Origin of the sequence: Sediminihabitans luteus (genome assembly GCF_002797595.1) — a bacterium.
Taxonomy (GTDB): domain Bacteria; phylum Actinomycetota; class Actinomycetes; order Actinomycetales; family Cellulomonadaceae; genus Paraoerskovia; species Paraoerskovia lutea.
Genome location: NZ_PGFE01000004.1, coordinates 98,005 through 122,370 on the forward strand (window position 1 = coordinate 98,005; position 24,366 = coordinate 122,370).

A 24,366-nucleotide genomic window follows, 5' to 3' on the forward strand; every position below is an offset into this window, starting at 1 on the left:
ACTTCTAACTGTCAACGAGACCGTGCCACGCCTCAGAGCTCGCGGACGATCGCCTCGACCTGCTCCTTCGCGTCCCCGAACAGCATCGCGGTGTTCTCCTTGAAGAACAGCGGGTTCTGCACGCCCGCGTAGCCCGTCGCCATCGAGCGCTTGAACACGACGACCTGCGCGGCCTCCCACACCCGCAGCACCGGCATCCCGGCGATGGGCGAGCCCGGGTCGTCGAGCGCGGCCGGGTTCACGGTGTCGTTGGCGCCGATCACGAGCACCACGTCGGTCGCGGCGAGGTCGTCGTTGATCTCGTCCATCTCGAGCACCACGTCGTACGGCACGCGCGCCTCGGCGAGCAGCACGTTCATGTGCCCCGGCAGGCGCCCGGCCACGGGGTGCACCCCGAACCGGACCTCGACGCCCTGCGCGCGCAGCCGCGCCACGAGGTCCGCGACCGGGTACTGCGCCTTCGCGACCGCCATGCCGTACCCCGGGGTGATGACGACCGAGCGGGCGTCGGCGAGCATCCGGGCGACCTCGTCGGCCCTGACCTCGCGGTGCTCCCCGGTCACGTCGCCGGACGACGCCGCCGACCCGCCGTCCGCCCCGAACCCGCCCAGGATGACCGAGACGAACGAACGGTTCATGGCCGTGCACATGATGTAGCTGAGGATCGCACCCGACGAGCCGACGAGCGCCCCCGTGATGATGAGCAGGTCGTTGCTGAGCATGAACCCGGCGGCGGCTGCGGCCCAGCCCGAGTAGCTGTTGAGCATCGACACGACCACCGGCATGTCACCGCCGCCGATGGCCGCGACCAGGTGCCACCCGAGCGCGAGCGCGACCACGGTCATGAGGATCAGCGGCAGCACCGAGCCCGACGCGAGGAACCACCACAGCAGCCCGGCCGACGCGACGAGCGCGCCCAGGTTGAGCCAGTTGCGGCCCGGGAGTGTGAGCGGCGAGCTCTTGATGCGCGCCGAGAGCTTGAGGAACGCGACGATCGAGCCGGTGAACGTGACCGCGCCGATGAGCACGCCCAGGAAGACCTCGACCAGGTGCGCGGGGTCCTGCGGCTCGGTCAGGTAGGAGTTGAAGCCCACGAGCACCGCGGCGAGGCCCACGAAGCTGTGCAGGATCGCGATGAGCTCGGGCATCTGCGTCATCTCGACGCTGCGCGCGCGCCACAGCCCGACGCTCGCGCCCACCGCGAGCACCGCGGCGGTCAGCGTCAGCGTCACGGCGACGGGCCGCTCGGACTGGTCGGCCGCGAGCGCGACCGTCGCGGCGAGCGCGAGCACCATGCCGACCATGCCGAGCACGTTGCCGCGCTTGGCGGTCTCCTGCCGCGAGAGCCCGGCGAGGGAGAGCACGAACAGCACGGCGGCGACCACGTAGACCGCCTGGGCGAGGGACGTCCACGTCATCTCATGCCCCCTTCCGGAACATGGCGAGCATCCGGTACGCGACCGCGAACCCGCCGAAGATGTTGATGGACGCGACCGTCGCCGCGACGCACGCCAGGACCGTCACGAGCAGGTCGTCGCTGCCGATCTGCAGCAGAGCGCCGACCAGGATGATCCCGGAGATCGCGTTGGTCTGGGCCATGAGCGGGGTGTGCAGCGAGTGCGAGACGTGCGAGATGACGTAGTAGCCGACGAACACCGCGAGGATCAGCACGGTCGCGTGCCCGACGACGGAGGGCGGGCTGAACGACAGCGCGAGCACGACCAGCACGGCGGCCAGGGTGGCGCCGACCGTGCGGCGGCGCGAGCGCAGGCGTCGCTGCTCCGCGGCGGCCCGCTCGACCTCGGCGGGGTCCTGCGCGGGCTCCGGGGCAGGCGCGGCGGCTGCCGGAGCGGCCGAGACCTGCACGGGCGGCGGCGGCCACAGCGTCTCGCCGGCGTGCGCCACCGTCATGCCGCGTTGCACGACGTCGTCGAGGTCGAGCACGAGCACGCCGTCCTTGCCCGGCGTCAGCAGGGCCATGAGGTGCACGACGTTCGTGCCGAACAGCTGCGCGGTGTGCTGCGGCATGCGTGAGGTGAGGTCGGTCGCCCCGACGATCACGACGTCGTTCGCGGTCACGACGCGCTCGCCCGGCACCGTGAGCTCGCAGTTGCCGCCGCCCGAGGCCGCGAGGTCGACGATCACGCTCCCGGGCTTCATGGCCGCGACCATGTCGGCCGTGATGGTCGTCGGCGCCGTGCCGCGCACGAGCGCCGTGGTGATCACGACGTCGGCGCGCGCCGACTCCTCGGCGTACATCGCGCGGGTCAGGGCCTCCTGCTCGGCCGTGAGCGCGCTCGCGTAGCCGTCGGCGCTGACCTCCTGCTGGGCCTGCGCGGCCTGCACGAACGTCGCGCCCATCGACTCGATCTGCTCGCCGACCTCGGGGCGCACGTCGAACGCGCGGACCTGCGCGCCGAGGCTCGCCGCCGTGCCGATCGCCGCGAGGCCCGCGACGCCCGCACCGATCACGAACACGGTCGCGGGCGGCGTCTTGCCCGCCGCGGTGACCTGGCCGGAGAACATCGCGCCGAGCTCCGTCGCCGCCTCGACCACCGCGCGGTAGCCCGCGACGTTCGAGAGCGTGCTCAGCACGTCGAGCGCCTGGGCCCGCGAGATGCGCGGCACCGCGTCGAGCGCGAGCGCGGTCACGCCGCGGGCGCGCAGGGACTCGACCAGGTCGGGGTGCGCGGCCGGGCCGAGCATCGACACGAGCGTCGCGCCGGGCGTGAGCCGGGCGACGTCTGAGGCTGCGGGCGGGTTGACCGCGGTGACGACGTCCGCGGCCCAGGCCTCGTCCGCGCCGACGACGCGCGCTCCGGCGGCCGTGAACGCCTCGTCGCCCAGGTGGGCGCGCTCGCCCGCGCCGGACTCGACGACGACCTCGTACCCGAGGTCGACGAGCTGTCCGACCGTGCGGGGGGTCGCGGCGACGAGCCGTTCGCCCGGTCGTGTCTCGCGAGGGACACCGATCCTCATGTGCTGCTCCCGTCGTGCGCCGTTGCTGCGGGGACTGCTGGCCGGTGCGTCGTCGCGCCGACCGGCGGGTGTGGCCCGCCGGCGCCGAGCCTAGGGGACGCGCTCCCACACCGGGGCGGCGTCGCAGCATGTGGGACGCCGGTGCCGCACGGGGGTGCGTACGATTCACGCGTGACTTCGCCGACGAACGATCCGACCGTCCCTGCGCTGCGCGTCGTCGTGGCGCCCGACTCCTTCAAGGGCAGCCTCGACGCCGCCGAGGTCGCGCGCTGCCTCGCCGCGGGCGTGCGGTCCGTCGCGCCGGACGCGCACGTGGTCGAGCTGCCCGTGGCCGACGGCGGCGAGGGGACGCTCGACGCGCTCGCCGCGGGTGGTGGGGTGCGGACCGTCGTGGTCGACACGGTCGACGCGATCGGCCGCCCCGCGACCGCCCGGCTCGGGCTGAGCGCCGACGGTACGGTCGCGGTCGTCGAGCTCGCGGAGGCGAGCGGGCTGCCCGCCGTGAGCGACGTCCGCCTCCAGCCCTTGCACGCGGGGACGCGCGGCACGGGGGACCTCGCGCGTGCCGCGCTCGACGCGGGGGTCGAGGAGATCCTCGTGTGCCTGGGCGGGTCGGCGTCGACCGACGGGGGCGCGGGTGTCCTGCGCGCGCTTGGCGCGCGTCTCCTGGCGGACGACGGCACCGACGTCCCCGACGGAGGCGAGGGTCTCGCCCGGGTGGCCTCGCTCGACCTCGCAGGTCTGCACCCGCGGGCGCGTGCGGTGCGCTGGCGGCTCGCGGTCGACGTGACCAACCCGCTCGTGGGCGAGCGTGGCGCCGCCGCGGTGTTCGGGCCGCAGAAGGGCGCCGGCCCGGCCGACGTGGAGTTCCTCGACGCCGCGCTCGACCGGTGGGCCGGGGTGCTCGAGGCCGCGACCGGCGTCGACGTGCGCGAGCTGCCCGGCGCGGGGGCGGCCGGGGGCGTGCCCGCGGCGCTCGTCGCGGTGCTGGGTGCCGAGACCGAGCGCGGGTCGACGCTCGTCGCCGAGACGGTCGGCCTGCCCGCCGCCGTCGCGGACGCCGACCTCGTGCTCACGGGCGAGGGGTCGTTCGACTCGCAGTCCGTGCACGGCAAGGTCGCCGACACGATCGGTGCGCTCGCCGCGGCCGCGCCCGTGCCGCCGCCCGTCGTCGTGATCGCCGGCCGTGTGCTGCTGCCCGTCGCGCAGGCGCGCGAGGCGGGCATCGCCGCGGCGTTCAGCATCGCGCCCGGCCCGATCGAGCTCGACGCGCTGCTCGACCGCACGGCGGTGCGACTCACCGAGGTCGCGGCGGCCGTGACGAGCCTGCACCTGGCGGGGCGTCACGCGGGGCGCTGACCCCGCGTGACGCCGTCCGACCCCGTCCGGGCGCGAGCCCGCCGTCGGGGCGTGCGATCAGTGCGCGACCACCGGGGCGGACGTCTCGGCCTCGGCGGTGGCGAGCCGCTCGGCCCGGTCGTCCTTGGTCCGGAACAGGAACGCGACCACGACGGCCCCGACCAGGAAGAACGCGGCCGACCACAGGTACGCGACGTCGTAGCTGTGGATCGCGGCGTCGGCCATGACCTGCGGCGTCGCGGGGGCGTGGTCGGTCACGTACGACGTCGCGGCGGTCGCCGCGAGCGTGTTGAGCACGGCCGTGCCGATCGCGCCGCCGACCTGCTGGCTCGTGGAGACCATGGCCGAGGCGACGCCCGCGTAGCGGCGGTCGACGCCGAGCGTCGCGAGCTGGAACGCGGGCGGCATGGTGCAGCCCATGCCGATGCCCATGAGGATCAGGCCCGGCATGACGCCCGAGGCGTAGGCCGAGTCGCCCGCGAGCTGCGTGAACCAGAGCATCCCGACCGCGCTCGTGGTCAGGCCGATCGGGACGAGCACCTTGGGGCCGAACCGGGGGAGCGTGACGTTGTTCGAGACCTGCGCGGTCACGATGATCGCCAGCACCATCGGGAGGAACGCGAAGCCCGTGGTCATGGGGGAGTAGCCCATCGACGACTGCAGGTAGTACGTCAGGAACAGGAACACGCCGAACATGCCCGAGCCGGCGACGAGGATCGCGACGTACGCCGAGCCGCGGTCGCGGTCGACGACGACGGGCAGGGGGAGCAGGGGGTGGGTCGTGCGGCGCTGCCACAGCACGAACGCGACGAGCAGGACCGCGGACGCCGCGAGCGGGCCCCACGTCCACACGGAGTCCCAGCCCTGCGGCTCGGCCTGCGAGAACCCGTACACGAGCGCGAACAGCCCGGCGGACCCGAGCAGCACGCCCGGCACGTCGAGGCTCTGACGCGGTGCGCCCGCGGCACGCTTGGTCGCGTCGCGCGGGAGCAGGACGAGGCCCGCGACCACGGCGATCGCGGCGAAGAACAGGTTGACGTAGAGGTTCCAGCGCCAGTCGAAGTTCTCGGTCAGGTAGCCGCCGAGCAGGAGGCCGACGGCGCCGCCCATGCCGGCGATCGCGCCGAACACCCCGAACGCGCGACCGCGCTCCTTGGGCTCGGTGAAGGTCGTCGTCAGCACCGCGAGGGCCGACGGCGCGAGGACCGCGGCGAAGACGCCCTGCAGGGCGCGGGCCGCGACGAGCATCTCGAAGCTCTGCGACGCGCCGCCGATCGCGGAGGCGACGGCGAAGCCGACGAGGCCGACGAGGAACGTGCGGCGACGGCCGAGGATGTCCGACAGGCGCCCGCCGAGCAGCAGGAGGCTCCCGAACGCGAGGGCGTAGGCGGTCACGATCCACTGGCGGTCGTTGTCGCTGAAGCCGAGGTCGGCCTGGGCCGAGGGCATCGCGATGTTCACGATGGTCGCGTCGAGCACGACCATGAGCTGGGCGAGCGCGACCGTGGCGAGGATCCACCAGCGGCGCGCGTGGTGCCGCGCGGCGTCGCCGGTCGCGGCGGAGGAGGGGGTCGAGGTCATGCGGGTTTCTCCTGAGGACGGCGGGTCGGTATCCTGAGCCTATTGCAGAACCGACCAGTATCGAAACTGGCTAGTCTCGAAAAGTGGCGATGTTCGCCCACAGCGAAAGCGCCCGAGGAGGAGATCCACATGACGACGCACGCCGACGACGACGTGCAGCCTCCCGCACCGCGCCCAGGACGACCCCGTGACGAGTCCCGCGACGACGCGATCCTCGACGCGGCGCGCGAGCTCATCGCCGAGCGCGGGTTCGGCGGCATGACGATGGACGCCGTCGCGAGCCGCGCCGGCGCGGGCAAGGCCACGGTCTACCGCCGCTGGTCGTCGAAGTCCGAGCTCGCCGTCGACGCCATCACCCGCGGCACGCGCGCGACCCTGCGCGCCGAGGACGTGCCCGACACGGGCACGCTGCGCGGCGACCTCGCGGCCCTCGCCGAGCTGCGGGGCCGCGACAAGGGCGACGCGCTCATGCCCGGCCTCATCTCGGAGATGCGGACCGACGCCGACCTCGCCCACGCGTTCCACGAGCGGTTCGTCACCGCGAAGGTCGACATGATGCGGTCGCTCCTCGAGCGCGCCAAGCAGCGCGGCGAGATCCCCCCGGAGCGTGACGTCGACCTGCTCGCCGAGATCGGCCCGGCGCTCACCGTGTACCGCAAGGTCGTCGCGGGCCTGCCGGTCGGCCCGGAGTACCTCGCGCGCATCACCGACGAGATCGTCGTCCCGCTCGCGACCGCTCCGGCGCCGGGCGCTACGGGGTCGGTGTCGGGCTGACCAGGGCGGCGACCTGGTCGAGCTGGTCGCTGGTGAGGTGGCCTGCCGACCGCGCCCGGAGCGTGGTCCCGCTGTCGGAGGTGAAGTAGTACTTGTCGCCGTCGGCGTTGTCGGCGACGGTGCCGAAGACGGCAGGGTCGCTCAGCCGCTGGATCGTGGACAGATCGCCGTACCCGTAGTCGTTGCCGATGTCGGAGACGATGCGGATCGCGGTGTCGATGTCGGTGTCGGGATATGAGGAGAGCTGCGTCTCGGTGGCCCAGAGCGTCGTGTTGTAGCTTCGCCCCTCGATCCCGTCGTCCGTGAAGATGTCGTCGGCCGGCGGCATGCCACTGAGCTGGCCTTCCTTGGCCTCGACCCACTCGAGCTCGGGGAACTGCGCAGTGAGGGCGTCACGCATCGCGAGGATCATCGCGTCGTTCTCGGCCTGCACGGTCTCCAGCGGGGCACGCTGATCGATCCGGTCGTAGCCTTCGGTGCTCGTGCCCAGGTAGTCCTCCACGGTCGACGGGTCCGCGGAGTCGGACGACGCGGCGCACCCGCCGAAGGTCGCAGCGCTCGCGAGCGAGAGCGCCACCACGGCGCCGACCCGCCCCTGGCGTCCACGTGGTCGTCGATGCATCTCGTGCTGCCCCCTCTGTCTCGACGTGCAGTGCGGGGGTCATGATGCCAGCGACGCCACGCTGCTCGGCTCGTCGTCCAGCACGGGCGACGAGGTCGCGGTCGTGCTACGACGCGGGCGAGGGCACCACGTGGTAGGTCAGGTACGCGAACTGCGCGCGCTGCTCGACGGCGCGCAGCCGCAGCCGGTCGGCCTCGACCCGCCGCGGCAGGACGGGCGCGCCGCCACCGAGCGTCACGGGCGCGACCGCCACGACGACCTCGTCGAGAGCCCCCGCGTCGAGGAACTGCCCCGCGAGGTCACCGCCGCCGACGACCCACACGTCCTTGTCGCCCGCGGCCGACCAGATCGAGGGCAGCGCGTCGACGACGTCGCCCCGGACCACGCGCACGTCCGCGCCGTCCGGCACGGGGAGGTCGCGCGACGAGAACACGTAGGTGGGCAGGTCGCCGTAGAGCTGCTGCCAGCGCTCGGGCTCGGCCAGGAGGTTCTCGTGCTCGAGGACCCAGCCGTACGTCGTCGACCCCTCGACGAGCACGCCGACACGGCTCATGAACGTCGCGAAGAACTCGTCGGCCGCCCCGCCGCCGTCGTCGACCGCGAACAGCCAGTCGAGCGACCCGGCCTCGTCGGCGATGAACCCGTCGAGCGTGGACGCGGTGTAGAAGACGGTGCGTGGCATGCGTCCACGGTACGGGAGGTACGAACGCCGGGGCCCGACCTGTGCGGTCGGGCCCCGGCGTTCGGGAGACGACGAGTCGTCAGGGGGTGACGATGTCGAACCAGAAGTCGAACGTGTCCAGGAGCGAGACGAACTCCCGGACGGCGGCCGCGTCGCCGTCGACCTGCACGTCGCCGTTCTCGACGGCCTCGGGGATGTCGGTCCGGCCCAGCACCACGGCGTCGAGCACGGAACGGTCGAACGTGAGCGTGGCCTGCACGTCGTCGGACGTGCCCGGGCGGTGGTTGAGCACCCCGTTGCCGAGCTCGAGGACGTAGCGCTCGTCGATGTCGGGCAGCACCAGGGCGAAGGTCGACCGCAGTCCGGCGGCCTCGGGCGCCTTGAGCCGCATCGCCACGTAGTCGAGGAACATCGACACCGACATCGCGCGCACCGAGTCGGGGCTCGCGGTCAGGAGCACGTGCTGCTTGCGGATCCCGTCGCGCAGCTCCATCGCGCCGGTGAGGTAGAAGTTGCGCCACGTGCCGTTCTCGGCCTGGTAGCCGAGCTGCTCGAACGTGTCGGCCTGGAGCTCGCGCGCCGCGATGTTCTCCGGCTCGGCGAAGACGAGGTGGTTGAGCGCCTCGGCGACCCAGCGGTACTCGCCCTTGTCGAAGTCCGCACGGGCCCGCTCCAGGACGGCGTCGGCGCCGCCCATGTACTCGACGTAGCGGGGGGCGGCGTCGACGTGCTCGAGGGGGTTCAGCGTCGCGGGGTTCGCGTCGAACCAGCCGAGGTAGTAGACGTACGTCGACTTCACGTTGTGGTTGATCGAGCCGTAGTACCCGCGGTTCGCGAAGCGCTGCGCGAGGGCGTCGGGCAGGGTGATCCGCTCGCCGATCTCGACGGGCGTGAGCCCCTTGTTCGCCAGCCGCACGGTCTCGTCGTGCAGGTAGCGGTACATGTCGCGCTGGCCCTCGATGAGGTCGCGCAGCTCGGCGTTGCCCCACGTGGGCCAGTGGTGCGAGGAGAACAGGACCTCGGCGTCGCCGAACAGCTGCAGCATCTCGTGCAGGTGCTTGGACCAGACGAGCGAGTCACGGATCTTCGCACCGCGCAGGGTGTAGAGGTTGTGCTGCGTGTGCGTGACGATCTCGGCCCCGCAGAGCGCCTTGAGGTCCGGCAGGTAGAAGCAGAGCTCCGCGGGGGCCTCGGCGCCGGGGGTGTGCTGGAAGACGATCCGGACGCCGTCCACGGTGAGCTCGGTGCCGGTCTCCGAGATGATGTCCGTCGGCGGGATGAGAGTCACGGTGCCGGCGGAGGTCACCTGGCCGAGGCCGGCTCCGACGGAGCGGTCCGGCCCGTAGCCGACGATCTCGCCGTACATGTAGGACTTGCGTCGTGCCATCGCGTTGCCGAGCATGACGTTCTCGCTCACCGACTCCTCGAGGAAGTCGACGGGAGCGATGATCCGCACGGTGCCGGCCTCGACGTCCTCGTCGGTGACGAGCGCGCGCACGCCGCCGTAGTGGTCGATGTGGGAGTGCGTGTGGATGACGGCGGTGACGGGGAGGTCCTCGACGTGCTCACGGATCAGGTCGTACCCGTACCGCGTCGGCTCGACGCTGATCGACGGGTCGACGACGATCCACCCCCTCTCGCCCCGGATGTACGACTGCACCGACAGGTCGAAGCCACGGGCCTGGTAGACGCCCTCGGTGACCTTGTAGATCCCGGCCTTGGACACGAGCTTGCTCTGCCGCCACAGGGACGGGTTGACCGTGTCGGGGGCCTCCCCGTCGAGGAAGTCCCACCGGTCGAAGTCCCAGGCGACGTCGCCGTCGTCGGTACGGACCTGGCCGCTCGCCCGGACGACGAGGCCCCGGTCCGCGTTCTCGAGGTCCGTGGTGTCGTCGAAGGGCAGTGCGTCGAGCACCGCGCGGTTGGTGCGGACGGTGGCGGCGGTAGCGGGCTTCGGTGTGCTCATGTCGGACTCCTTCTCGTCGGTGCTTCTCTTCGACCGTAGGACCGCCGTGGGTGGACGACCACCGGTGGGAGCGCTGCCTCACCGACACCTGCACACGACTCCCGGAGGGCGTCCAGGGTCCCGTCATCGCGTCTGCGCACTCGTCGTGCAGGATCGACCTTCGGAGGTCGATCGGGGCGGTCGCGGGTACGGTCGAACCCGAGCGACCCGACGTACCACGACGACCGGAGGCTGACGGATGCCCGGACCGCAGCACGCCCCCCGCCGGCGGCCGCTGCGTCACCGGAAGCCGCTACGTCACTGGAAGAAGGACGTCCCCGCCGGCATCACCCTCGGCGTCGAGTCGGTGCCGGACGGGCTCGCCGGAGGGCTCCTTGCCGGCGTCAACCCGATCTACGGGCTCTACGGCTACATGGTCGGCACGTTCTTCGGGGCGCTCGGCACCAGCTCGGCGTTCATGGCCGTCCAGGCGACCGGCGCGATGGCCGTCGTGGTCGCCGACATCCCGGAGACCCAGGGCGAGGGCGGGGAGACCGCGCTGTTCACCGTCGCGCTGCTCACCGGGATCATCATGCTCGCGCTCGGCGCCGCCGGGCTCGGGCGCGTCGTGCGGTGGGTACCGAACTCGGTGCTCGTCGGCTTCGTCAACGCGGTCGCCGTCACGATCGTGCTCAGCCAGCTCGACGACATCACGGGGTACGACGGTGTGGGCGCCACCCGGCTGCACGAGGCCCTCGACACGATCCTGCACGTCGGCTCCTGGAGCCTCTCCGCGCTCGGCGTGGGCCTCTCGACCATCGTGCTCATCGTGCTGCTCGAGAAGACCCGGCTCGGGGCCCTCGGCATGGTCGTCGCCGTGATCCTCGGGTCGCTCCTCGCGATCCCCTTCGACGCCGTGCCCGTCCTGGCAGACATCGCGACCGTCCCGGCCGGGCTCCCCGGCATCACGCTGCCCGACCTCAGCCTGGTCGGATCCCTCCTGGTGCCCGCCGCCTCCCTCGCGTTCGTCGGGCTCGTCCAAGGGGCGGCGATCAGCGCCTCGACCCCCAACCCCGACGGCGAGTACCCCGACCCCTCCGGCGACTTCCGGGGGCAGGGCGTCGCCAACATCGCCTCCGGGCTGCTCTCAGGCATGCCCGTCGGCGGGTCGATGTCCGCCACCGCGATCGTCACCCGGGCCGGCGCACGCAGCCGCCTCGCGCTGATCGTCGCGGGCCTCACCATGGCCTTCGTCGTCGTGGTGCTCTCGGACGCGGTCGGCCAGGTCGCGATGCCGGCGCTCGCGGGCCTGCTCATGGTGGTCGGGGTGCGCAGCCTCAAGCTCTCCGCCGCCGGGAGCGTGCTCCGCACGGGCGGCGTTCAGGCGACAGCGATGCTCGTGACGTTCGTGCTGACGATCCTCATCCCGCTCCAGTACGCCGTCCTCGTCGGCGTCGGCACCTCGCTGATCCTGTTCGTCGTCAAGCAGTCCAACAAGGTCACGCTCCGGCGCTGGGTGCCCCACGCGGACGGGTCGTTCACGGAGGAGGACCTCCCCGGCACCCTGGGACGTCACGACGTCGTGGTGATCCGCCCGTACGGGTCGCTGTTCTTCGCGGCCACGCCGATCGCCGAGGCGCAGCTCCCCACGGTGGGGCCGACGACGGACCGGTGCGCCGTCCTGCTGAACCTGCGCGGCAAGGAGGAGCTCGGCTCGACGTTCATCAACCTGCTGGAGCGTTACGGGGAGCGGCTCGCCGGGGCCGACTCACGGCTCTACCTCGTCGGGGTCAGTGCCGACCTCGCGCACCAGCTCGAACGCACGGGGACGCTCGACCAGCTCGGGCCCGACCGCGTGCACGTCACGACCTCGACCCTGCGGGAGTCGACCCTGCGCGCGGTCCACGACGCGCGCGCCTGGCAGGACGACGACCGCTGACCGACCGCGTGGGCGCGTCGTCGCGCCCCGGGCACCGCTCCGGGCCGTGATCCGGGACCACGACGACGTCGCCGCGGGGGTCAGGTCGTCGGTCAGGCCGTCGTGCCGCTGCCCGGGCGCCCGCCCACGCACGCCACCGCCGCGAGAGCCAGCGCCGCGACGTCCTCGGCGACCGCGGCCTGCCAGTCCGGCACCCGGCCCACGGCCCACGCGCGCCACGCGGCCCCCGCGCGGGTGCCCACGGCGGCGGCCGCGGCACCCACGGCCATCGGCACGAGCGGCCGCGCCTCGGCGCGCCGTGCGAGCGCCACACCGCCGAGCGCGCCCGCGGCGACGCGCACCTGCGGTCCGGGCGGGTCGAGCCGGCTGGGGGTCGTGGGCTGCTTGTCGCCGACGAGCTCGCCGACCACCCCGAGCGCGATGCCCGCCTTCGCCACCGCGCGTCCGCGACCGCCGCCGGGCGAGGTCAGCACGGGTGCGGCGACGCCGAGCGAGGCGCGGGCTCCCGACGCGAGCCCGAGGGCCGCCGACCGAGCGAGCAGCGCGGGGCGCGCGCGCCCCGCGGGTGGTTCGTCGCTCGCGAGCGCGTCGAGCGTCAGGTGGGTCGTGAGCCCGTACGCGAGGTGCGGGACGACGTCCGCGGCCCAGTCCGCACGGGACCACGTGCCGGGGTCGGAGACGCCGAGGGCGGCGACGGGCAGGTCGGCCGCGGCCATGGCCGCGCCGCCGATCAGGACCGCTCCCGCGGCCGGGCCGGTCCGCAGGCCCGCGCGACGGGCGACCGACGCGAGCACCCCGACGCCGAGTCCGGTCGCCGTGCCCGCGAGCGCGCCGAGCGCGGTGCGGCGGTTCTCCGCGGTAGCGCCGTCGCCCGGGACGCTCGTGCCGGCACGGTCCGCGAGCGCGTCGACCGTGCCCTGCGGCACGCTCGACGGGTCGCGACCGCGCAGGGCCATGTCGAGGTACGTGACCGCGTCGATGACGGCGGTCCCTGCTGCGCCGGCCACGAGGCCTCGCGTCACGGTTCCGAGCATGCAGCCACGGTGACGCGCGCGGGGACGACCGGCAACTGGGGGCTGCCGGCCGTCCCCGCGGGGTGTCAGCCGACGATCGCGAACGCGTCGATCTCGACGAGCATCTCCTCGCGCGGCAGGCCCGTCATGACGGTCGTGCGGCTCGGGAGCACGCCGCTCGGGCAGTGCGCCTCGACGAACGCGCCGTACGCGTCGTTCATCGTCGCGAAGTCGTCGCGCGTGGTCAGGTACACGCGCAGCATCACGACGTCGTCGAACGTCGCGCCCGACGCCTCGACGATCGCCTTGACGTTCTCGAGGGTGCGCGTCGTCTGGGCGTGCACGTCGCCCGGGAAGAGGTACTCGCTCGTGGCCGGGTCGACCGGGCCCTGGCCCGAGACCTGCACGAACGGTCCCTTGCGCACGCCCTGGTGGAAGGTGTGCGCGGGGGCCGGGGCGTGCGGCGTGCTGACGGCGGTCTTCGGGGTCGTGTCGCTCATCGGGTCGGGTTCTCCTCGGTCGTTCTCGGGTGGGTGGGGTCAGAAGTCGAACGTGACGATCTCGAGCACCTCGTCGGCGCTCGACTCGCCGAGCGCGCCGCCGGTCTCACCCATGCGGCCGCTGCCGCGCACCACGGCCGCGGCGCGCCAACGGTCGAGCAGCGTGCACGGGTGCGAGATGCCGAACCCGACGACGTCGCCCGGGCGGACCACCGCGGTCGCGGGCGTGCGGTCGGCGGGGGAGTCGTCGAGCCGGAGGTACAGGTGCTGGTCGTTGAGGCCTGTGACGCTCGCCCCGTGCAGCTCGTGCGGCGCGCTCCACGTGCCGTCCTGCTGGAGCGATCGCAGCCACAGCGGCGTGGGCAGGTCGATGTCGTCGGCCACGTCGCGGCGTCCGGCACCGCACAGCGCGAGGCCGGGCTCGGGGGTCGAGAGCACCTGCGCCCACACGGTCGCCGCGGGCCGCATGGGCTCGGCACCGGCGATCCGGTCCCACGGGTCCATGCGCGCGCAGTAGCCGTGGTCGTGCACCACGTAGGCGCCCGAGCGTACGACGACGCGGGTCGGGTGCTCGGCACCGTCGGGCGTGGTCACGGGGCCGGGCAGCGTCGCGAGGACGACGTCGAGGTACGACGAGCCGCCCGCGCTCACGACCACGGGGCGCTCGGCCGGGACGAGGCGCTCGCGTACGAGCGCGGTCGCGGCCTCGCGCAGCGACCGGCACCACGCGGCGACGGTCTCGAGCTCCTCGGGGCTCGTGCCGTGGGCGGCGCTGCCCTCGTAGCCGGCGACGCCGAGCAGGCGCAGGCCCGCACCGACCACGGCGCGGGCGACCTGCATCGTGTCGGCCGACGTGCGGGTGCCCGTGCGGCCCTCGTGCACGCCCACCTCGACGAGCACCCCGAGTCGGTCGAGCACCTCGGGCGCGGCGTCCGCGAACCCGCGCGCGAGCAGGCCCACGCCCTCGGGCGAGTCGACGTACAGCCACACCTCGAACGGGACGCCGCCCGGGCCGAGCGACCCCTCGATCTCGGCGCGCAGCCATGCGATCTCGCGGGGGTCGACGAGCTCGTTGGCGAGGAACACCGTCTCTCGCCCCCACGAGCGCACGGTGCGCAGCTGGCCGGGCGTCGCGACGGTCACGCCCCACGCGCCCGCGGCGAGCTGCCGCGCGACGACCTGGCGGGACATCGTGGTCTTGACGTGCGGCGCGTGCTGCACGCCGTGCTCGGCGCACAGCCGTGCCATGAGCGCGATGTTGTGCGCGAGCGCGCCGTCGTCGAGCGTGAGCAGCGGCCACGCGAACGGCGCGTCCGTGACGTGCGGCTGGTCGGTCAGGAGCGCGGCCGCGGCGTGGTCGCGGTCGAGCCGCAGGCCCTTGGTCCGTCGCCCGACCACCGTGGTCGGGTCGGTCGTGCGGGTCGTCGGGCTGCTCTCGGTCTGCGCGCTCGGCACAGCGTCGTCCTTCCGTCGGTCGTGCGAGCGCGCCGGGCGTGCTCGTTCGTACGTGCTCTGGTCAGGCGCCCGGGCGCAGCGCGCGCCCCGGCGTCGCGCCGGTCGGCGCGCCGTCGCGCAGCACGGGCACGCCCGCGACCAGCACGTCGGCGATGCCCGACGCCGGCCGGCGGGGTGCGTCGTACGACGCGACGTCCTGCACGGCGGCCGGGTCGACGAGCGACAGGTCGGCCACCGACCCAGGGACCAGGGTGCCACGACCCGCGAACCCGAAGCGGGCCGCGGGGGCGGCCGCGAGGTGGTGCGCGGCGTCCGCCCAGGTCCAGTCGCCGAGGGTGCGCACGTGCTCGGCGAGGAACCGTGCGAACGCTCCCCAGCCGCGCGGGTGCGGCATGCCGCCGCCGTAGATCGCGTCCGAGCCGCCCATGTGCGCGCGGTGGCGCAGGAGCGCGCGCACCGAGTCGGGCGAGTTCGTGGGCGGCTGCGCGAACACGCAGCCGGCACGCAGGCCCGTGCTGACGAGCAGCGTCAGGGCCGCGTCGGCGGGCGCGAGGCCGAGGCGCGCCGCGACGTCGGGGAGCGTGAGGCCCTCGGTCCACGCGTGCTCGCCCGGCACGTTCGCCATCGTGACGCGCGGCCACAGGTCGGCGAGGCCGGGGAAGTGCTCGGCGTGCAGGCGCGCGACCACGGCCGGGTCGCGCAGCATCGCGACCGCGCGCTCGGGCTCCGCGATCGGCAGCCACGTGGGCAGCGACACCATCGACAGGATCGAGCAGCCGCGCAGGTACGGGTACGAGTCGAAAGTGACGTCGAGGCCCGCGTCGAGCGCGTCGTCGACGTAACCCAGGAGCTCGGCGTGCGGGCCGTGGTAGTGCGAGACGTGCGTCGCGACGCCCGACGCGCGGGCGATGCGCACGAGCTCCGCGAACGCCGGGCCCGCCTTGTCCTCGTAGCCGCGCATGTGGCTCACGTGCGGCAGGCCGCGCTCGGCGGCCACGCGGGCGAGCGCGACGAGCTCGGCCTCGTCCGCGTACGCGGCGGGCACGTACTCGAGGCCCGTCGAGAGCCCGCACGCACCCTCGTCGAAGGCGCGCCGCGCGAGCGCGACGAGTCGGTCCGTCTCCGCGGCGGTCGCGGGGCGGTCCGCGCCGCCGAGCACCGCGTAGCGCAGCGTCCCGTGGGGGAGCAGTGCGGCGACGTTGACGGGCGTCGTGCCGTCGTACGTCGCGAGCAGGTCGCCGACGCCGCCCCCGCGGAAGGTCGGGTGCGCGCCGTTGATCGCGGCGAAGTAGCCGGACGACCAGGTGTACGAGTCGTGCAGCCCGTCGTGTACATCGGGAGTGTCGGTGCTGGTGGCGGGCGCGGGGGACGGCGCGAACGACACGCCGTCCTGCCCCACGACGATGCTCGTCACCCCCTGGCGCAGCAGCGCGAGCTGCACGTCAGGGTCGAGCACCGCGGCCTCGCCGTGCACGTGCGCGTCGACGAACCCGGGCATCGCGAGCCGGCCTTCGGCGTCGAGCACGGTCGGTGCGTCGTACGGCGTACGAGAGCCCGCCGGAACGACGTCGGCCACGCGGCCGTCACGCACCAGGAGATCGACGGGGGAGCCGATCCCGTCCGGTGCGGTCGCGTCGGGCAGGCGCGCGCCGCGCACGAGCACGTCCCCTGCGGTAGTGCTCGCGGTGCTGCCCGCCGGGCCGCCTGCGGTGCCGTCGGCGCGGGTGCGGCCGGTCATCCGCGGTCCCCGACCTCGTTGCCGTCGGCGTCCTCGCGCCAGCCGCCGGCCCCGGCCCACCCCGCCTCGGCCATCTCGGCCTCGAGGTCGCGCGGGTAGCCCTGCACGCCCGGGCGCGTCTGCCACGGGAGCGGGCCGTCGAGCGGGCGGTACTCGACACCTGCCGCGTCGAGGCGCGGCAGGTGGTGCTCGCGCAGGCGGTCCAGGAACTCGTCGGACGCCGTCGAGCCCGGCGCCCGGTCCGTCGCCGGGCTCCACACCGCCTCGGCGAACGCCGCGAGGCGCGGGAACGCCGCGTAGTCGACGCGGCGGGCCGAGTCGAGGTACTCGGTCCAGACCTCGGCCTGCCCGCCGAGCAGGCTGCCGGTGCCGGTCTCGTCGTCCGGGCCCGACAGCGCCGGGAACTCCGCGGCCACCTCGGGCGGGAGCGGGTCGAACGCCAGCACGCGCTCGATCGAGTTCACGAACCCCGCCGGGATCGGCTCGTCGTCCCGGTCGGACGCGCGGTGGTCGAGGTACACGACCTGCTCGGGCGCCATGACCACGTCGTGCCCCGCGACCATGGCCTGCGCACCCGCCGCGAGCCCGCGCCACGACGTCACGACGCCCTCGCGCGGCAGGCGCGGCGAGAAGCCCTCGTCCCACACGATCGGGCGACGGCCCGCCGCGGTCACGACCTCGGAGAGCCGACCCAGGAACCAGCCGTGCAGGTCGGCAACGTCGTCGAGCCCGAGCTCCGCCGCGCGCGCGACGATCTCCGGGTTCGCGCGCCACAGCGCCGTCGGCACCTCGTCACCGCCGAGCGCGACCCACGGGCCGTCGAACACGTCCATGACCTCCGAGAGCACGCCCGCGAAGAACGCGAGCGACTCCTCGGACGGGTCGAGCACCTCGGTGCTCACGCCCCACGTGGTGCGCACGGCGTGCGGCTCCTTGCGCGTGCCGAGCTCGGGGTAGGCCGCGACCGCGGCCTCCACGTGACCCGGCACGTCGATCTCCGGGACCACCGTGATGCCGCGCTCGCGCGCGTACGCGACGATCTCGCGCAGGTCGGCCTGGGTGTAGAACCCGCCGTGCGGCCGCCCGTCGTACACGCCCGCACGCCAGGTGCCGACGCCCGACTCGGTGCGCCAGCCGCCCACGCTCGTCAGCCGCGGGTACCGCTGGATCTCGACGCGCCAGCCCTGGTCGTCCGTGAGGTGCAGCTGCAGCACGTTGAGCTTGTGCGCCGCGGCGAGGTCCACGAACCGCAGAACGTCGGCCTTGGGCAGGAAGTGCCGGGCCACGTCGAGCAGCACGCCGCGCCAGCCGAAGCGGGGGTGGTCCGTGACCGTGAGCGCCGGCAGGGTCAGGCCCGCGGTGCCGGACGCCGCGCGGTACGCCTGCGGGCCCGCGAGCTGGCGCAGGGTCTGGGTCGCGGCGTGCGCGCCGTCGAGGTCGGCCGCGTCGACGCGCACCGCCTCCGGGGTGATCGTGAGGCGGTAGCCGCCCGCCGGGAGCGCGGCCTCCCGGCGGAACGTCACGTCGGCCGCGGGCGCGTCGGCCCAGCGGGCGTCCGCGTCGTGCGCGTCGGCGAGGCGACGGGCGCGGCGCGTGGCCGGGGCGGCGTCCGTCGCGGGAGCGTCCCCGTCGGTGCCGGTCGCTGCGGTGCTGGACGCGTCGGTGCCGGTCGCGCGTCCCGGGGCCGCGTCGGCGGACGTGGGCCCGTCCACGACCAGGTGCACGACGACGTCGAAGGCCACCTCCGTCGTCCGACCCCAACGGCGTGCTGCCGGGGCGAGGCCGAGGGTCGCCGAGACCGTGACGGTCGGACCGGCGGACCATGCGCCGTCCGCGAGGTCGACGTGGACAGGGGCAGGGACGAGCCCTGGCGGCGTCGGAGTAGGCACCCGACGAGACTAGTCGAATTGTCGCTATTCATGGCCGGGCGTCCGCGCCCCGGGGCCGAGTCGCGGCGTGGAGCATCCGCGATGCGGGCAGGCCTCGTCAGCGCTGTCGCCCGCGGCTACAGTCCCGACGGCGCCGCTCGGGCGCCACCTCGCCCGGGGTCGCCGACGACCCCCGCCAGTCCCGGAGGCCGCGATGTCCAGCGCCACACGTTCCCCCCTCGTCACCGCGTACCTGCGGGCCAAGGCGCGCGTCGCCGTCCTCCTGCTGGTCGTCGGGAGCATCCTCGCCGTCGCCGGGGCCGTGATGGCCTACGACAACGTCGATAGCATGCTCGCGTCGTACGAGCCCGTGCAGGTCACGGTCACCGAGGAGCACACCGAGCTGCAGTCCCGCGGGTCGCGTCGGGCCCGGCACATGGAGGACGTGCGGGTCGTGTCGGTCACCCTGCCGGACGGCAGCACCGACTCGGTCATGAGCGACGACCTGGCCGTGGGCGAGACCGCGACGGTCCTCCGTGACAGCCGGGACGACCGCCTCGTCGCCGTGGAGCCCGACGGCCCCGGTTTCGGGGGCTGGGCGGCGGTCGTCCTCATGCTGGGCCTCGGGGTGATCGCGATCGTCAACGGCGTCTGGGCGGTGCGCAAGCGGTCCCGCGTGAAGAACGCCGACCTCGACAGCGCGCCCGTGCTCACCCTCCAGGTCACGGCGATGGCCGCCGAGAAGGTCGAGGGCAAGCCCGGGCAGAAGCTCACGGTGACCGTGCTCTCCTCGACGACGAAGGACGTCAAGCCCGGCCAGACGCTCGAGATCAAGGCGCGCGCGGCGCTCATGCCGGGGCAGGTCGCAGCCCAGCTCGACGCGCGCGTGCTCTCGGGCAACGAGGTCTCGAGCCTCCTCGCGCTCGGCACCGGTGCGTCCGACCCGCAGCGGTGGATCGGCGAGGCCACGAACCCCTCGGCGCTCGAGAGCCTGGCCGCCTGACCCCTCGAGCGTCACGTCCGGGCCCCTTCGAACGCCGTCGAGGGGGCCCGGACGTGACGCTCGGTCGCACTGTCCGACGAGGGAGGGACCAGGCGTGGGAGCGAACGAGGTGACCGGGGCGACGGGGGACGCGGATCCGACCCCGCCGGCCCGAGCGACGTCGGTCGCGCCCCGACGGCGCAGCATCACGGGCGTCGTCGCCGCTGCCGCGGTCCTCGCCGTCGCCGGTGCGTACGGGCTCGTCCAGGTCCCCGCCGACGTCGCACGTGCCGGCGAACCCGTGACCCGGACGATCCCCGTCGACACCGACCGTGACGGTCTCCCGGACCAGATCGAGATCGCCGGGTGGGTCACGCAGGACGGCCGGTCGCACCGCACCGACCCGGCCCTCGCGGACTCCGACGGCGACGGGCTGACCGATCTCGACGAGGCGGGTGCCCCGCGCACGACGACCGTGGTCGCCGGCGGCCCCGCCGTCGAGGTGGTGGCCCGACGCGGCGTCGGTCCGGCCCGGACTCTGGCGGGTGCGGTGACCGGCGCCGTGCGCGTCGCGCTGACGCGCACGACCTACGACGGGTACGCGGACCCGCTCGTGCCCGACACCGACGGTGACGGGCTCGGCGACGGCGACGAGGCTGACCTCGGCCTGGACCCGCTCGCACCCGACACCGACGGCGACGGGCTCCCCGACGGGACGGAGGTCGACGTCGTCGGCAGCGACCCCGAGGTCGCGGACACGGACGGTGACGGCTTCGACGACGGGTACGAGGACGGGCACCGCGAGTCGCAGGGGCTCGATCCTCTCGTCGCGGACGTCAAGGTCAGCACGGCCGAGTACGCGACCGACGTCGCTCGTGGGTTCGTCCTCGGCGACCTCTCGCCGGGGGACTCGCTCGCGTGGCTCACCGGCAACCTCGCCTCGGGCGGGGCCAGCTTCATCCCTGGTGTCGGATGGCTGGTCGGCGGAGCGGCCGACGTCCGCGACGTCGTCGGCGCCGCCATCCACGGCGACTGGGTGGGTGCAGGGTTCAACGCGACCGGGCTCGTGCCGGTCGCGGGCGACGAGGTGTCGATCACGGCCAAGGTCTCGAAGTTCCTCGCCCGGAACCCGAAGCTCGTGGCCGCGGTGGCCGCGAAGATCGTGACGCTCAAGGTCCCTGACCGGGTCAAGATCGCCGTCTCTAAGGTCGTCTGGAAAGAGTCGGATCGCCTTCGTGCGGCGGGCGTGAGCGAGAAGACGCTGCTCAGGCTCGCAACGGGTCGACACGACCTCGACGCCCTCGCTGCGTCGCTCGAACGATCGATTCCCATCAAGGGATTCCCCTCGCGCTTCTTCGAGAGCGGTCTGGACGGCGAGCGCGCACTCGCGAACTTCTACGGCGCGGCGACGAGGGGCAAGGACGTCCAGGTTCGCGCCTTGACCGCCGACTGCATCGCGGTGTGCAACGCCCACGTCCGCGTGTTCGACGTCCTCGTCGACGGCGTGGCGCACGAGTCGAAGGTCGGCTACGTGACCCTCACCGCGGGGGTCGAGCGCCAGATCCGCTCGGACGCCTGGCTCGTCGAGCACGGTGACATCCAGGGGGCGCATTGGCACTTCTTCGCGAGCGGCACCAGCAACACGGTCGGGGCGTCGCCGCAGACCCTCGATCTCCTTGACGAGCTCGGCATCGGGTACACGATCCATCTGCCGGCATGACTCCCGCGCCTCGTCCCCCGGGCGTGCGCGAGCGTCACGTTCTGGCCCTCTCGTGCGCGAGCGTCGCGTTCTGGCCCCCTCGAACGCCCGGAAGGGGCCAGAACGTGGCGCTCGGCGGGGTGGGGAGCAATCCGACGCTTCGCCTCCTCGCGATCTGACGCTGCGCCTCCTCACGATCTGACGCTGTGTCCGTTCCATGTCACGTCCCCGACCTCCGCCTCGACCACGATGCGCACGCCCCGGCGGTGCGATGATGCATGACATGTCTGTCTCGCCCGCAGCCCCCGCCACGATCCCGACGCAGCCGTCCCCCGCGCTGCCCTACGACGCCCTCCTGCTCTACTCGTTCGGCGGGCCCAACGAGCCCGCCGACGTCGTCCCGTTCCTGCGCAACGTGACCGCCGGCAAGGGGATCCCCGACGCCCGCCTCGAGGAGGTCGGCGAGCACTACTACGGGTTCGGCGGCAAGAGCCCCATCAACGAGCAGAACCTCGCGCTCAAGACCGCGCTCGAGACCGAGCTCGCCGCGCGCGGGATCGAGCTGCCCGTCGTGTGGGGCAACCGCAACTGGGCGCCGTACACCGACGACGCGATCACCGAGCTCGAGGAGATCGGCGCCAAGCGCGCCGTCGCGCTCGTGACGTCGGCCTACTCGTCGTACTCGGGCTGCCGCCAGTACCGCGAGGACCTCGCGGTCGTGCTCGACAAGCGCGGTCAGCTCGGCGAGGAGGGCTCGACCGGCGTCGAGTTCGACAAGGTGCGCTCGTACTTCAACCACCCGGGCTTCGTCGAGGCGAACGTCGACGCAGTCCTCGACGGCTACCGGGCGCTCGCGGACAAGGGCGGCGACGCCGCGGCCGCGAAGCTGATCTTCGTGACGCACTCGATCCCCGACACCATGGAGGCCGCCTCGCGCGTGTCGCAGGCGACGTACTCGCAGCAGCACCTCGACGTGGGCGAGCTCATCGCGTCGCGCGCCTCGGCGATCCTGCGCCACCCGGTCGAGTGGGAGCTCGCGTACTGCTCGCGCTCGGGCCCGCCGAGCCAGCCGTGGCTCGAGCCCGACATCAACGACCTGCTGACCGAGCGCGCGGGCGAGGGCCTGCGCGACGTCGTCATGGCGCCCATCGGGTTCGTCTCGGACCACATGGAGGTCGCCTACGACCTCGACACCGAGGCCATGGCGACCGCGACCGAGCTCGGCATGACGGCGGTGCGCGCCGGGACCGTGGGCACGCGCGAGCCGTTCGTGCGCGGCCTGGTCGACCTCGTGCTCGAGCGTGCGGCGATCGCCCGCGGCGAGGACGTCGACGAGGCCGTCGTCGGCACGCTCCCGCCGTTCCGCTCGGTGTGCGCACCGAACTGCTGCCTGCGCCGCGACGGCGAGCCGTCCGGCGTGCCCGCGCTGTGCGGCTCGGGCCTCGCGGTCTGACCTTCCCGACCACCACCTGCGAGAGGACCTCATGAGCGAGCACGCGACCGGCCACGTCCACGGCGACACCGGGGCCGTCGTCGACACGACGGCGATCAACGACACCATCCGCTACACCATGTGGTCGGTGTTCTCCCTGACCGAGACCCTGCCCGAGGACGCCGCGGAGCGTGCTGACCTCGTCGCGGCGGCCGAGCGCGCCGTCGGCGGTGCGGTGGCGGACGGCGTCGACCCGGCCTCGACCGACGCCGACCTCGTGGTCCGTGGCTGGTACGACGTCGGCGGGCTGCGCTCGGACGCCGACCTGATGCTGTGGACGCACGGCTCGTCGATCGAGGCCGTGCAGGGCGCGTACCAGCGTCTGCGCGCGTCGTCGCTCGGGCGCGGGCTCGAACCCGTGTGGTCGGTCGCGGCCCTGCACCGTCAGGCCGAGTTCAACCGCGCGCACGTGCCCGCGTTCCTCGCGGGCGAGCAGCCGCGCGACTACGTGTGCGTCTACCCGTTCGTGCGCTCGTACGACTGGTACCTGCTGCCCGAGTCGGACCGCCGCGTCATGCTGCGCGACCACGGGCTCGCGGCCAAGGACTACAAGGACGTGCGCGCGAACACCGTCTCGGCGTTCGCGCTCGGCGACTACGAGTGGATCCTCGCGTTCGAGGCCGACGAGCTGCACCGGATCGTCGACCTCATGCGCGACCTGCGCAACACCGAGGCGCGCCGCCACGTGCGCGAGGAGGTGCCGTTCTTCACCGGGCCGCGCACCACGCTCGACGCCTGGGCGGACCGCCAGCCGCTCGCCTGACGCCGGGCATCGCCGCAGCCCAGCGCGCCGCTCGGCCCGATCCGGCGCGGTCGGGCACCATGACCTCATGGCCTCCGAACCCCTCGCCCTGACCACCGGCCGGCACCGTGCGCTCGCGACGCGCGGCGATCACGTGCGGCAGGTCGTGGTGCTCGTCGGGGCGCTCGTCGCGGTCGCGGGCGCGGCCGTCGGTTCGGGCGCCGCGGGCGGCACCCCGATCGCCGAGGCGGCGGACGGCGCGCTGTCCGCCGACGCGACGGTCGTGGCCCCCGCGGGGCCGGCGTTCGGCATCTGGTCGGTGATCTACCTCGGGCTGCTCGCCGCCGCGGTGCACCAGGCGCTGCCCCGGCACGCGACCAACCCGCGCCTGCGCGCGACGTCCTGGTGGGTGCTCGCGTCGATGCTGCTCAACGCCGCGTGGATCGGCGTCGTGCAGGCCGGGTGGCTGTGGGCGAGCGTCGCCGTGATCGCCGCGCTCGTCGCGGTGCTGTGCGTGGTCGTGGTCCGCTACGTGCGCCTGCGCCCCGCGCGCGGCCTCGAGGCGTGGCTCTACCAGGGCACCGTGGGCCTCTACCTCGGCTGGGTGTGCGTCGCCACGCTCGCCGACGTCGCGGCGACCCTCTCGGCCGCGGACGTCGGGGAGCTGGGTCTGGGCGCGACCGTCTGGGGCGTCGTGCTGGTCGGCCTGGGAGCCGTGGTGATCGTCGCGCTCGCCGTGTACGCCCGCACGCGCGGCGTGCTGATCGTCGCGACCGGGCTCGCCGCCGCGTGGGGTCTCGGGTGGATCGCGTACGGGCGCTTCCAGGGCCCGCTCGTCGACGAGACGGTCGCGATCGCCGCCTCGACGGCCGCCGCGATCGCGCTGTGCGCACCGATCGTCGCGGTCGTCTCGCGGCCGCCGCGCCCGCAGCGCCGCGGCGCGACCGTCGTCATCCCGGGCGAACCCGGCTGACCGTCGTCCGCCCCCTGCCGACA

At 73.8% G+C, this 24,366-nt stretch carries 19 protein-coding genes; 8 read left to right on the plus strand and 11 right to left on the minus strand.

The annotated features are described in order from the left end of the window. Positions 1-32: 32 nt before the first annotated feature. Positions 33-1,418, minus strand: a complete 1,386-nt coding sequence (gene pntB, locus CLV28_RS11970; RefSeq protein ID WP_100423563.1) for a Re/Si-specific NAD(P)(+) transhydrogenase subunit beta — start codon at positions 1,416-1,418, stop codon at positions 33-35. Position 1,419: 1 nt separating this feature from the next. Beyond that, positions 1,420-2,979 (minus strand): Re/Si-specific NAD(P)(+) transhydrogenase subunit alpha, encoded by a 1,560-nt coding sequence (locus CLV28_RS11975; RefSeq protein ID WP_100423564.1) that lies wholly within the window; start codon positions 2,977-2,979, stop codon positions 1,420-1,422. Positions 2,980-3,150: 171 nt separating this feature from the next. On the opposite strand from CLV28_RS11975, the gene CLV28_RS11980 reads away from it, so the two are divergent. Continuing rightward, a complete protein-coding gene (locus tag CLV28_RS11980) occupies positions 3,151-4,338 on the plus strand; it encodes a glycerate kinase (RefSeq protein ID WP_100423565.1) in 1,188 nt (395 codons plus the stop codon). Between the two features lie 57 nt (positions 4,339-4,395). Here CLV28_RS11980 and CLV28_RS11985 read toward each other — a convergent pair whose 3' ends face one another. Continuing rightward, a complete protein-coding gene (locus CLV28_RS11985; protein ID WP_100423566.1) occupies positions 4,396-5,919 on the minus strand; it encodes an MFS transporter in 1,524 nt (507 codons plus the stop codon). A gap of 129 nt (positions 5,920-6,048) precedes the next feature. On the opposite strand from CLV28_RS11985, the gene CLV28_RS11990 reads away from it, so the two are divergent. Next, positions 6,049-6,693: a TetR/AcrR family transcriptional regulator gene (locus tag CLV28_RS11990; RefSeq protein ID WP_100423567.1), complete on the plus strand. Its 645-nt coding sequence runs from the start codon at positions 6,049-6,051 to the stop codon at positions 6,691-6,693. Here CLV28_RS11990 and CLV28_RS11995 read toward each other — a convergent pair. From CLV28_RS11995 to CLV28_RS12005, 3 genes are all read right to left on the minus strand, one after another. Continuing rightward, complete coding sequence (locus tag CLV28_RS11995) at positions 6,671-7,273, minus strand: LppA family lipoprotein (RefSeq protein ID WP_157802631.1); 603 nt, start codon at positions 7,271-7,273, stop codon at positions 6,671-6,673. The genes CLV28_RS11990 and CLV28_RS11995 overlap by 23 nt on opposite strands. Before the next feature lie 148 nt (positions 7,274-7,421). Continuing rightward, positions 7,422-7,997, minus strand: coding sequence for a dihydrofolate reductase family protein (locus CLV28_RS12000; RefSeq protein ID WP_100423569.1), 576 nt, complete (start codon positions 7,995-7,997; stop codon positions 7,422-7,424). Positions 7,998-8,076: 79 nt separating this feature from the next. Then, positions 8,077-9,963 carry an alkyl/aryl-sulfatase gene (locus CLV28_RS12005; protein ID WP_100423570.1) on the minus strand — a complete coding sequence of 629 codons (1,887 nt, stop codon included), beginning with the start codon at positions 9,961-9,963 and terminating at the stop codon, positions 8,077-8,079. A 238-nt stretch (positions 9,964-10,201) separates the two neighbouring features. Here CLV28_RS12005 and CLV28_RS12010 point away from each other — a divergent pair, with 238 nt between their 5' ends. Then, complete coding sequence (locus CLV28_RS12010) at positions 10,202-11,881, plus strand: SulP family inorganic anion transporter (RefSeq protein ID WP_100423571.1); 1,680 nt, start codon at positions 10,202-10,204, stop codon at positions 11,879-11,881. Positions 11,882-11,973: 92 nt separating this feature from the next. On the opposite strand, the gene CLV28_RS12015 is transcribed toward CLV28_RS12010, so the two are convergent. The 5 genes from CLV28_RS12015 to CLV28_RS12035 form a co-directional block, all read right to left on the minus strand. Further along, on the minus strand, positions 11,974-12,915 hold the full coding sequence (locus CLV28_RS12015; RefSeq protein WP_100423572.1) for a hypothetical protein: 942 nt from the start codon (positions 12,913-12,915) through the stop codon (positions 11,974-11,976). A gap of 65 nt (positions 12,916-12,980) precedes the next feature. Further along, positions 12,981-13,394 (minus strand): RidA family protein, encoded by a 414-nt coding sequence (locus CLV28_RS12020; RefSeq protein WP_100423573.1) that lies wholly within the window; start codon positions 13,392-13,394, stop codon positions 12,981-12,983. 39 nt (positions 13,395-13,433) lie between these two features. After that, the gene (locus CLV28_RS12025; RefSeq protein ID WP_239073219.1) at positions 13,434-14,849 is read right to left on the minus strand and encodes an alanine racemase; all 1,416 of its coding nucleotides are present in this window, start codon (positions 14,847-14,849) and stop codon (positions 13,434-13,436) included. Between the two features lie 61 nt (positions 14,850-14,910). Further along, positions 14,911-16,587, minus strand: coding sequence for an N-acyl-D-amino-acid deacylase family protein (locus CLV28_RS12030; RefSeq protein WP_100423574.1), 1,677 nt, complete (start codon positions 16,585-16,587; stop codon positions 14,911-14,913). Continuing rightward, entirely contained in the window at positions 16,584-18,476 is a 1,893-nt protein-coding gene (locus CLV28_RS12035) for a beta-N-acetylhexosaminidase (protein ID WP_100423575.1), read from the minus strand. The genes CLV28_RS12030 and CLV28_RS12035 overlap by 4 nt, the downstream gene beginning before the upstream one ends. 193 nt (positions 18,477-18,669) lie before the next feature. Between CLV28_RS12035 and CLV28_RS12040 the strand changes: the two genes are divergently transcribed. The 5 genes from CLV28_RS12040 to CLV28_RS12060 all read left to right on the plus strand — a co-directional run bounded on the left by CLV28_RS12040 (position 18,670) and on the right by CLV28_RS12060 (position 24,343). Continuing rightward, entirely contained in the window at positions 18,670-19,458 is a 789-nt protein-coding gene (locus tag CLV28_RS12040; RefSeq protein ID WP_100423576.1) for a hypothetical protein, read from the plus strand. Positions 19,459-19,552: 94 nt separating this feature from the next. Then, positions 19,553-21,157, plus strand: a complete 1,605-nt coding sequence (locus tag CLV28_RS12045) for a hypothetical protein (protein ID WP_100423577.1) — start codon at positions 19,553-19,555, stop codon at positions 21,155-21,157. 262 nt (positions 21,158-21,419) lie between these two features. Continuing rightward, the gene (locus CLV28_RS12050) at positions 21,420-22,589 is read left to right on the plus strand and encodes a ferrochelatase (protein WP_100423578.1); all 1,170 of its coding nucleotides are present in this window, start codon (positions 21,420-21,422) and stop codon (positions 22,587-22,589) included. Between the two features lie 31 nt (positions 22,590-22,620). After that, entirely contained in the window at positions 22,621-23,391 is a 771-nt protein-coding gene (gene hemQ, locus CLV28_RS12055) for a hydrogen peroxide-dependent heme synthase (protein ID WP_100423579.1), read from the plus strand. A gap of 67 nt (positions 23,392-23,458) precedes the next feature. Beyond that, the gene (locus CLV28_RS12060; RefSeq protein ID WP_100423580.1) at positions 23,459-24,343 is read left to right on the plus strand and encodes a tryptophan-rich sensory protein; all 885 of its coding nucleotides are present in this window, start codon (positions 23,459-23,461) and stop codon (positions 24,341-24,343) included. The last annotated feature ends 23 nt before the right edge of the window (positions 24,344-24,366 follow it).

Coding starts and splice junctions, on each gene's coding strand:
- CLV28_RS12015 (WP_100423572.1), bottom strand. CDS start 12,915: ATGCTCGGAACCGTGACGCGAGGCCTCGTGGCCGGCGCAGCAGGGACC.
- CLV28_RS12020 (WP_100423573.1), bottom strand. CDS start 13,394: ATGAGCGACACGACCCCGAAGACCGCCGTCAGCACGCCGCACGCCCCG.
- CLV28_RS12000 (WP_100423569.1), bottom strand. CDS start 7,997: ATGCCACGCACCGTCTTCTACACCGCGTCCACGCTCGACGGGTTCATC.
- pntB (WP_100423563.1), bottom strand. CDS start 1,418: ATGACGTGGACGTCCCTCGCCCAGGCGGTCTACGTGGTCGCCGCCGTG.
- hemQ (WP_100423579.1), top strand. CDS start 22,621: ATGAGCGAGCACGCGACCGGCCACGTCCACGGCGACACCGGGGCCGTC.
- CLV28_RS11990 (WP_100423567.1), top strand. CDS start 6,049: ATGACGACGCACGCCGACGACGACGTGCAGCCTCCCGCACCGCGCCCA.
- CLV28_RS12005 (WP_100423570.1), bottom strand. CDS start 9,963: ATGAGCACACCGAAGCCCGCTACCGCCGCCACCGTCCGCACCAACCGC.
- CLV28_RS12030 (WP_100423574.1), bottom strand. CDS start 16,587: ATGACCGGCCGCACCCGCGCCGACGGCACCGCAGGCGGCCCGGCGGGC.
- CLV28_RS11985 (WP_100423566.1), bottom strand. CDS start 5,919: ATGACCTCGACCCCCTCCTCCGCCGCGACCGGCGACGCCGCGCGGCAC.
- CLV28_RS12010 (WP_100423571.1), top strand. CDS start 10,202: ATGCCCGGACCGCAGCACGCCCCCCGCCGGCGGCCGCTGCGTCACCGG.
- CLV28_RS12050 (WP_100423578.1), top strand. CDS start 21,420: ATGTCTGTCTCGCCCGCAGCCCCCGCCACGATCCCGACGCAGCCGTCC.
- CLV28_RS12060 (WP_100423580.1), top strand. CDS start 23,459: ATGGCCTCCGAACCCCTCGCCCTGACCACCGGCCGGCACCGTGCGCTC.
- CLV28_RS12040 (WP_100423576.1), top strand. CDS start 18,670: ATGTCCAGCGCCACACGTTCCCCCCTCGTCACCGCGTACCTGCGGGCC.
- CLV28_RS11975 (WP_100423564.1), bottom strand. CDS start 2,979: ATGAGGATCGGTGTCCCTCGCGAGACACGACCGGGCGAACGGCTCGTC.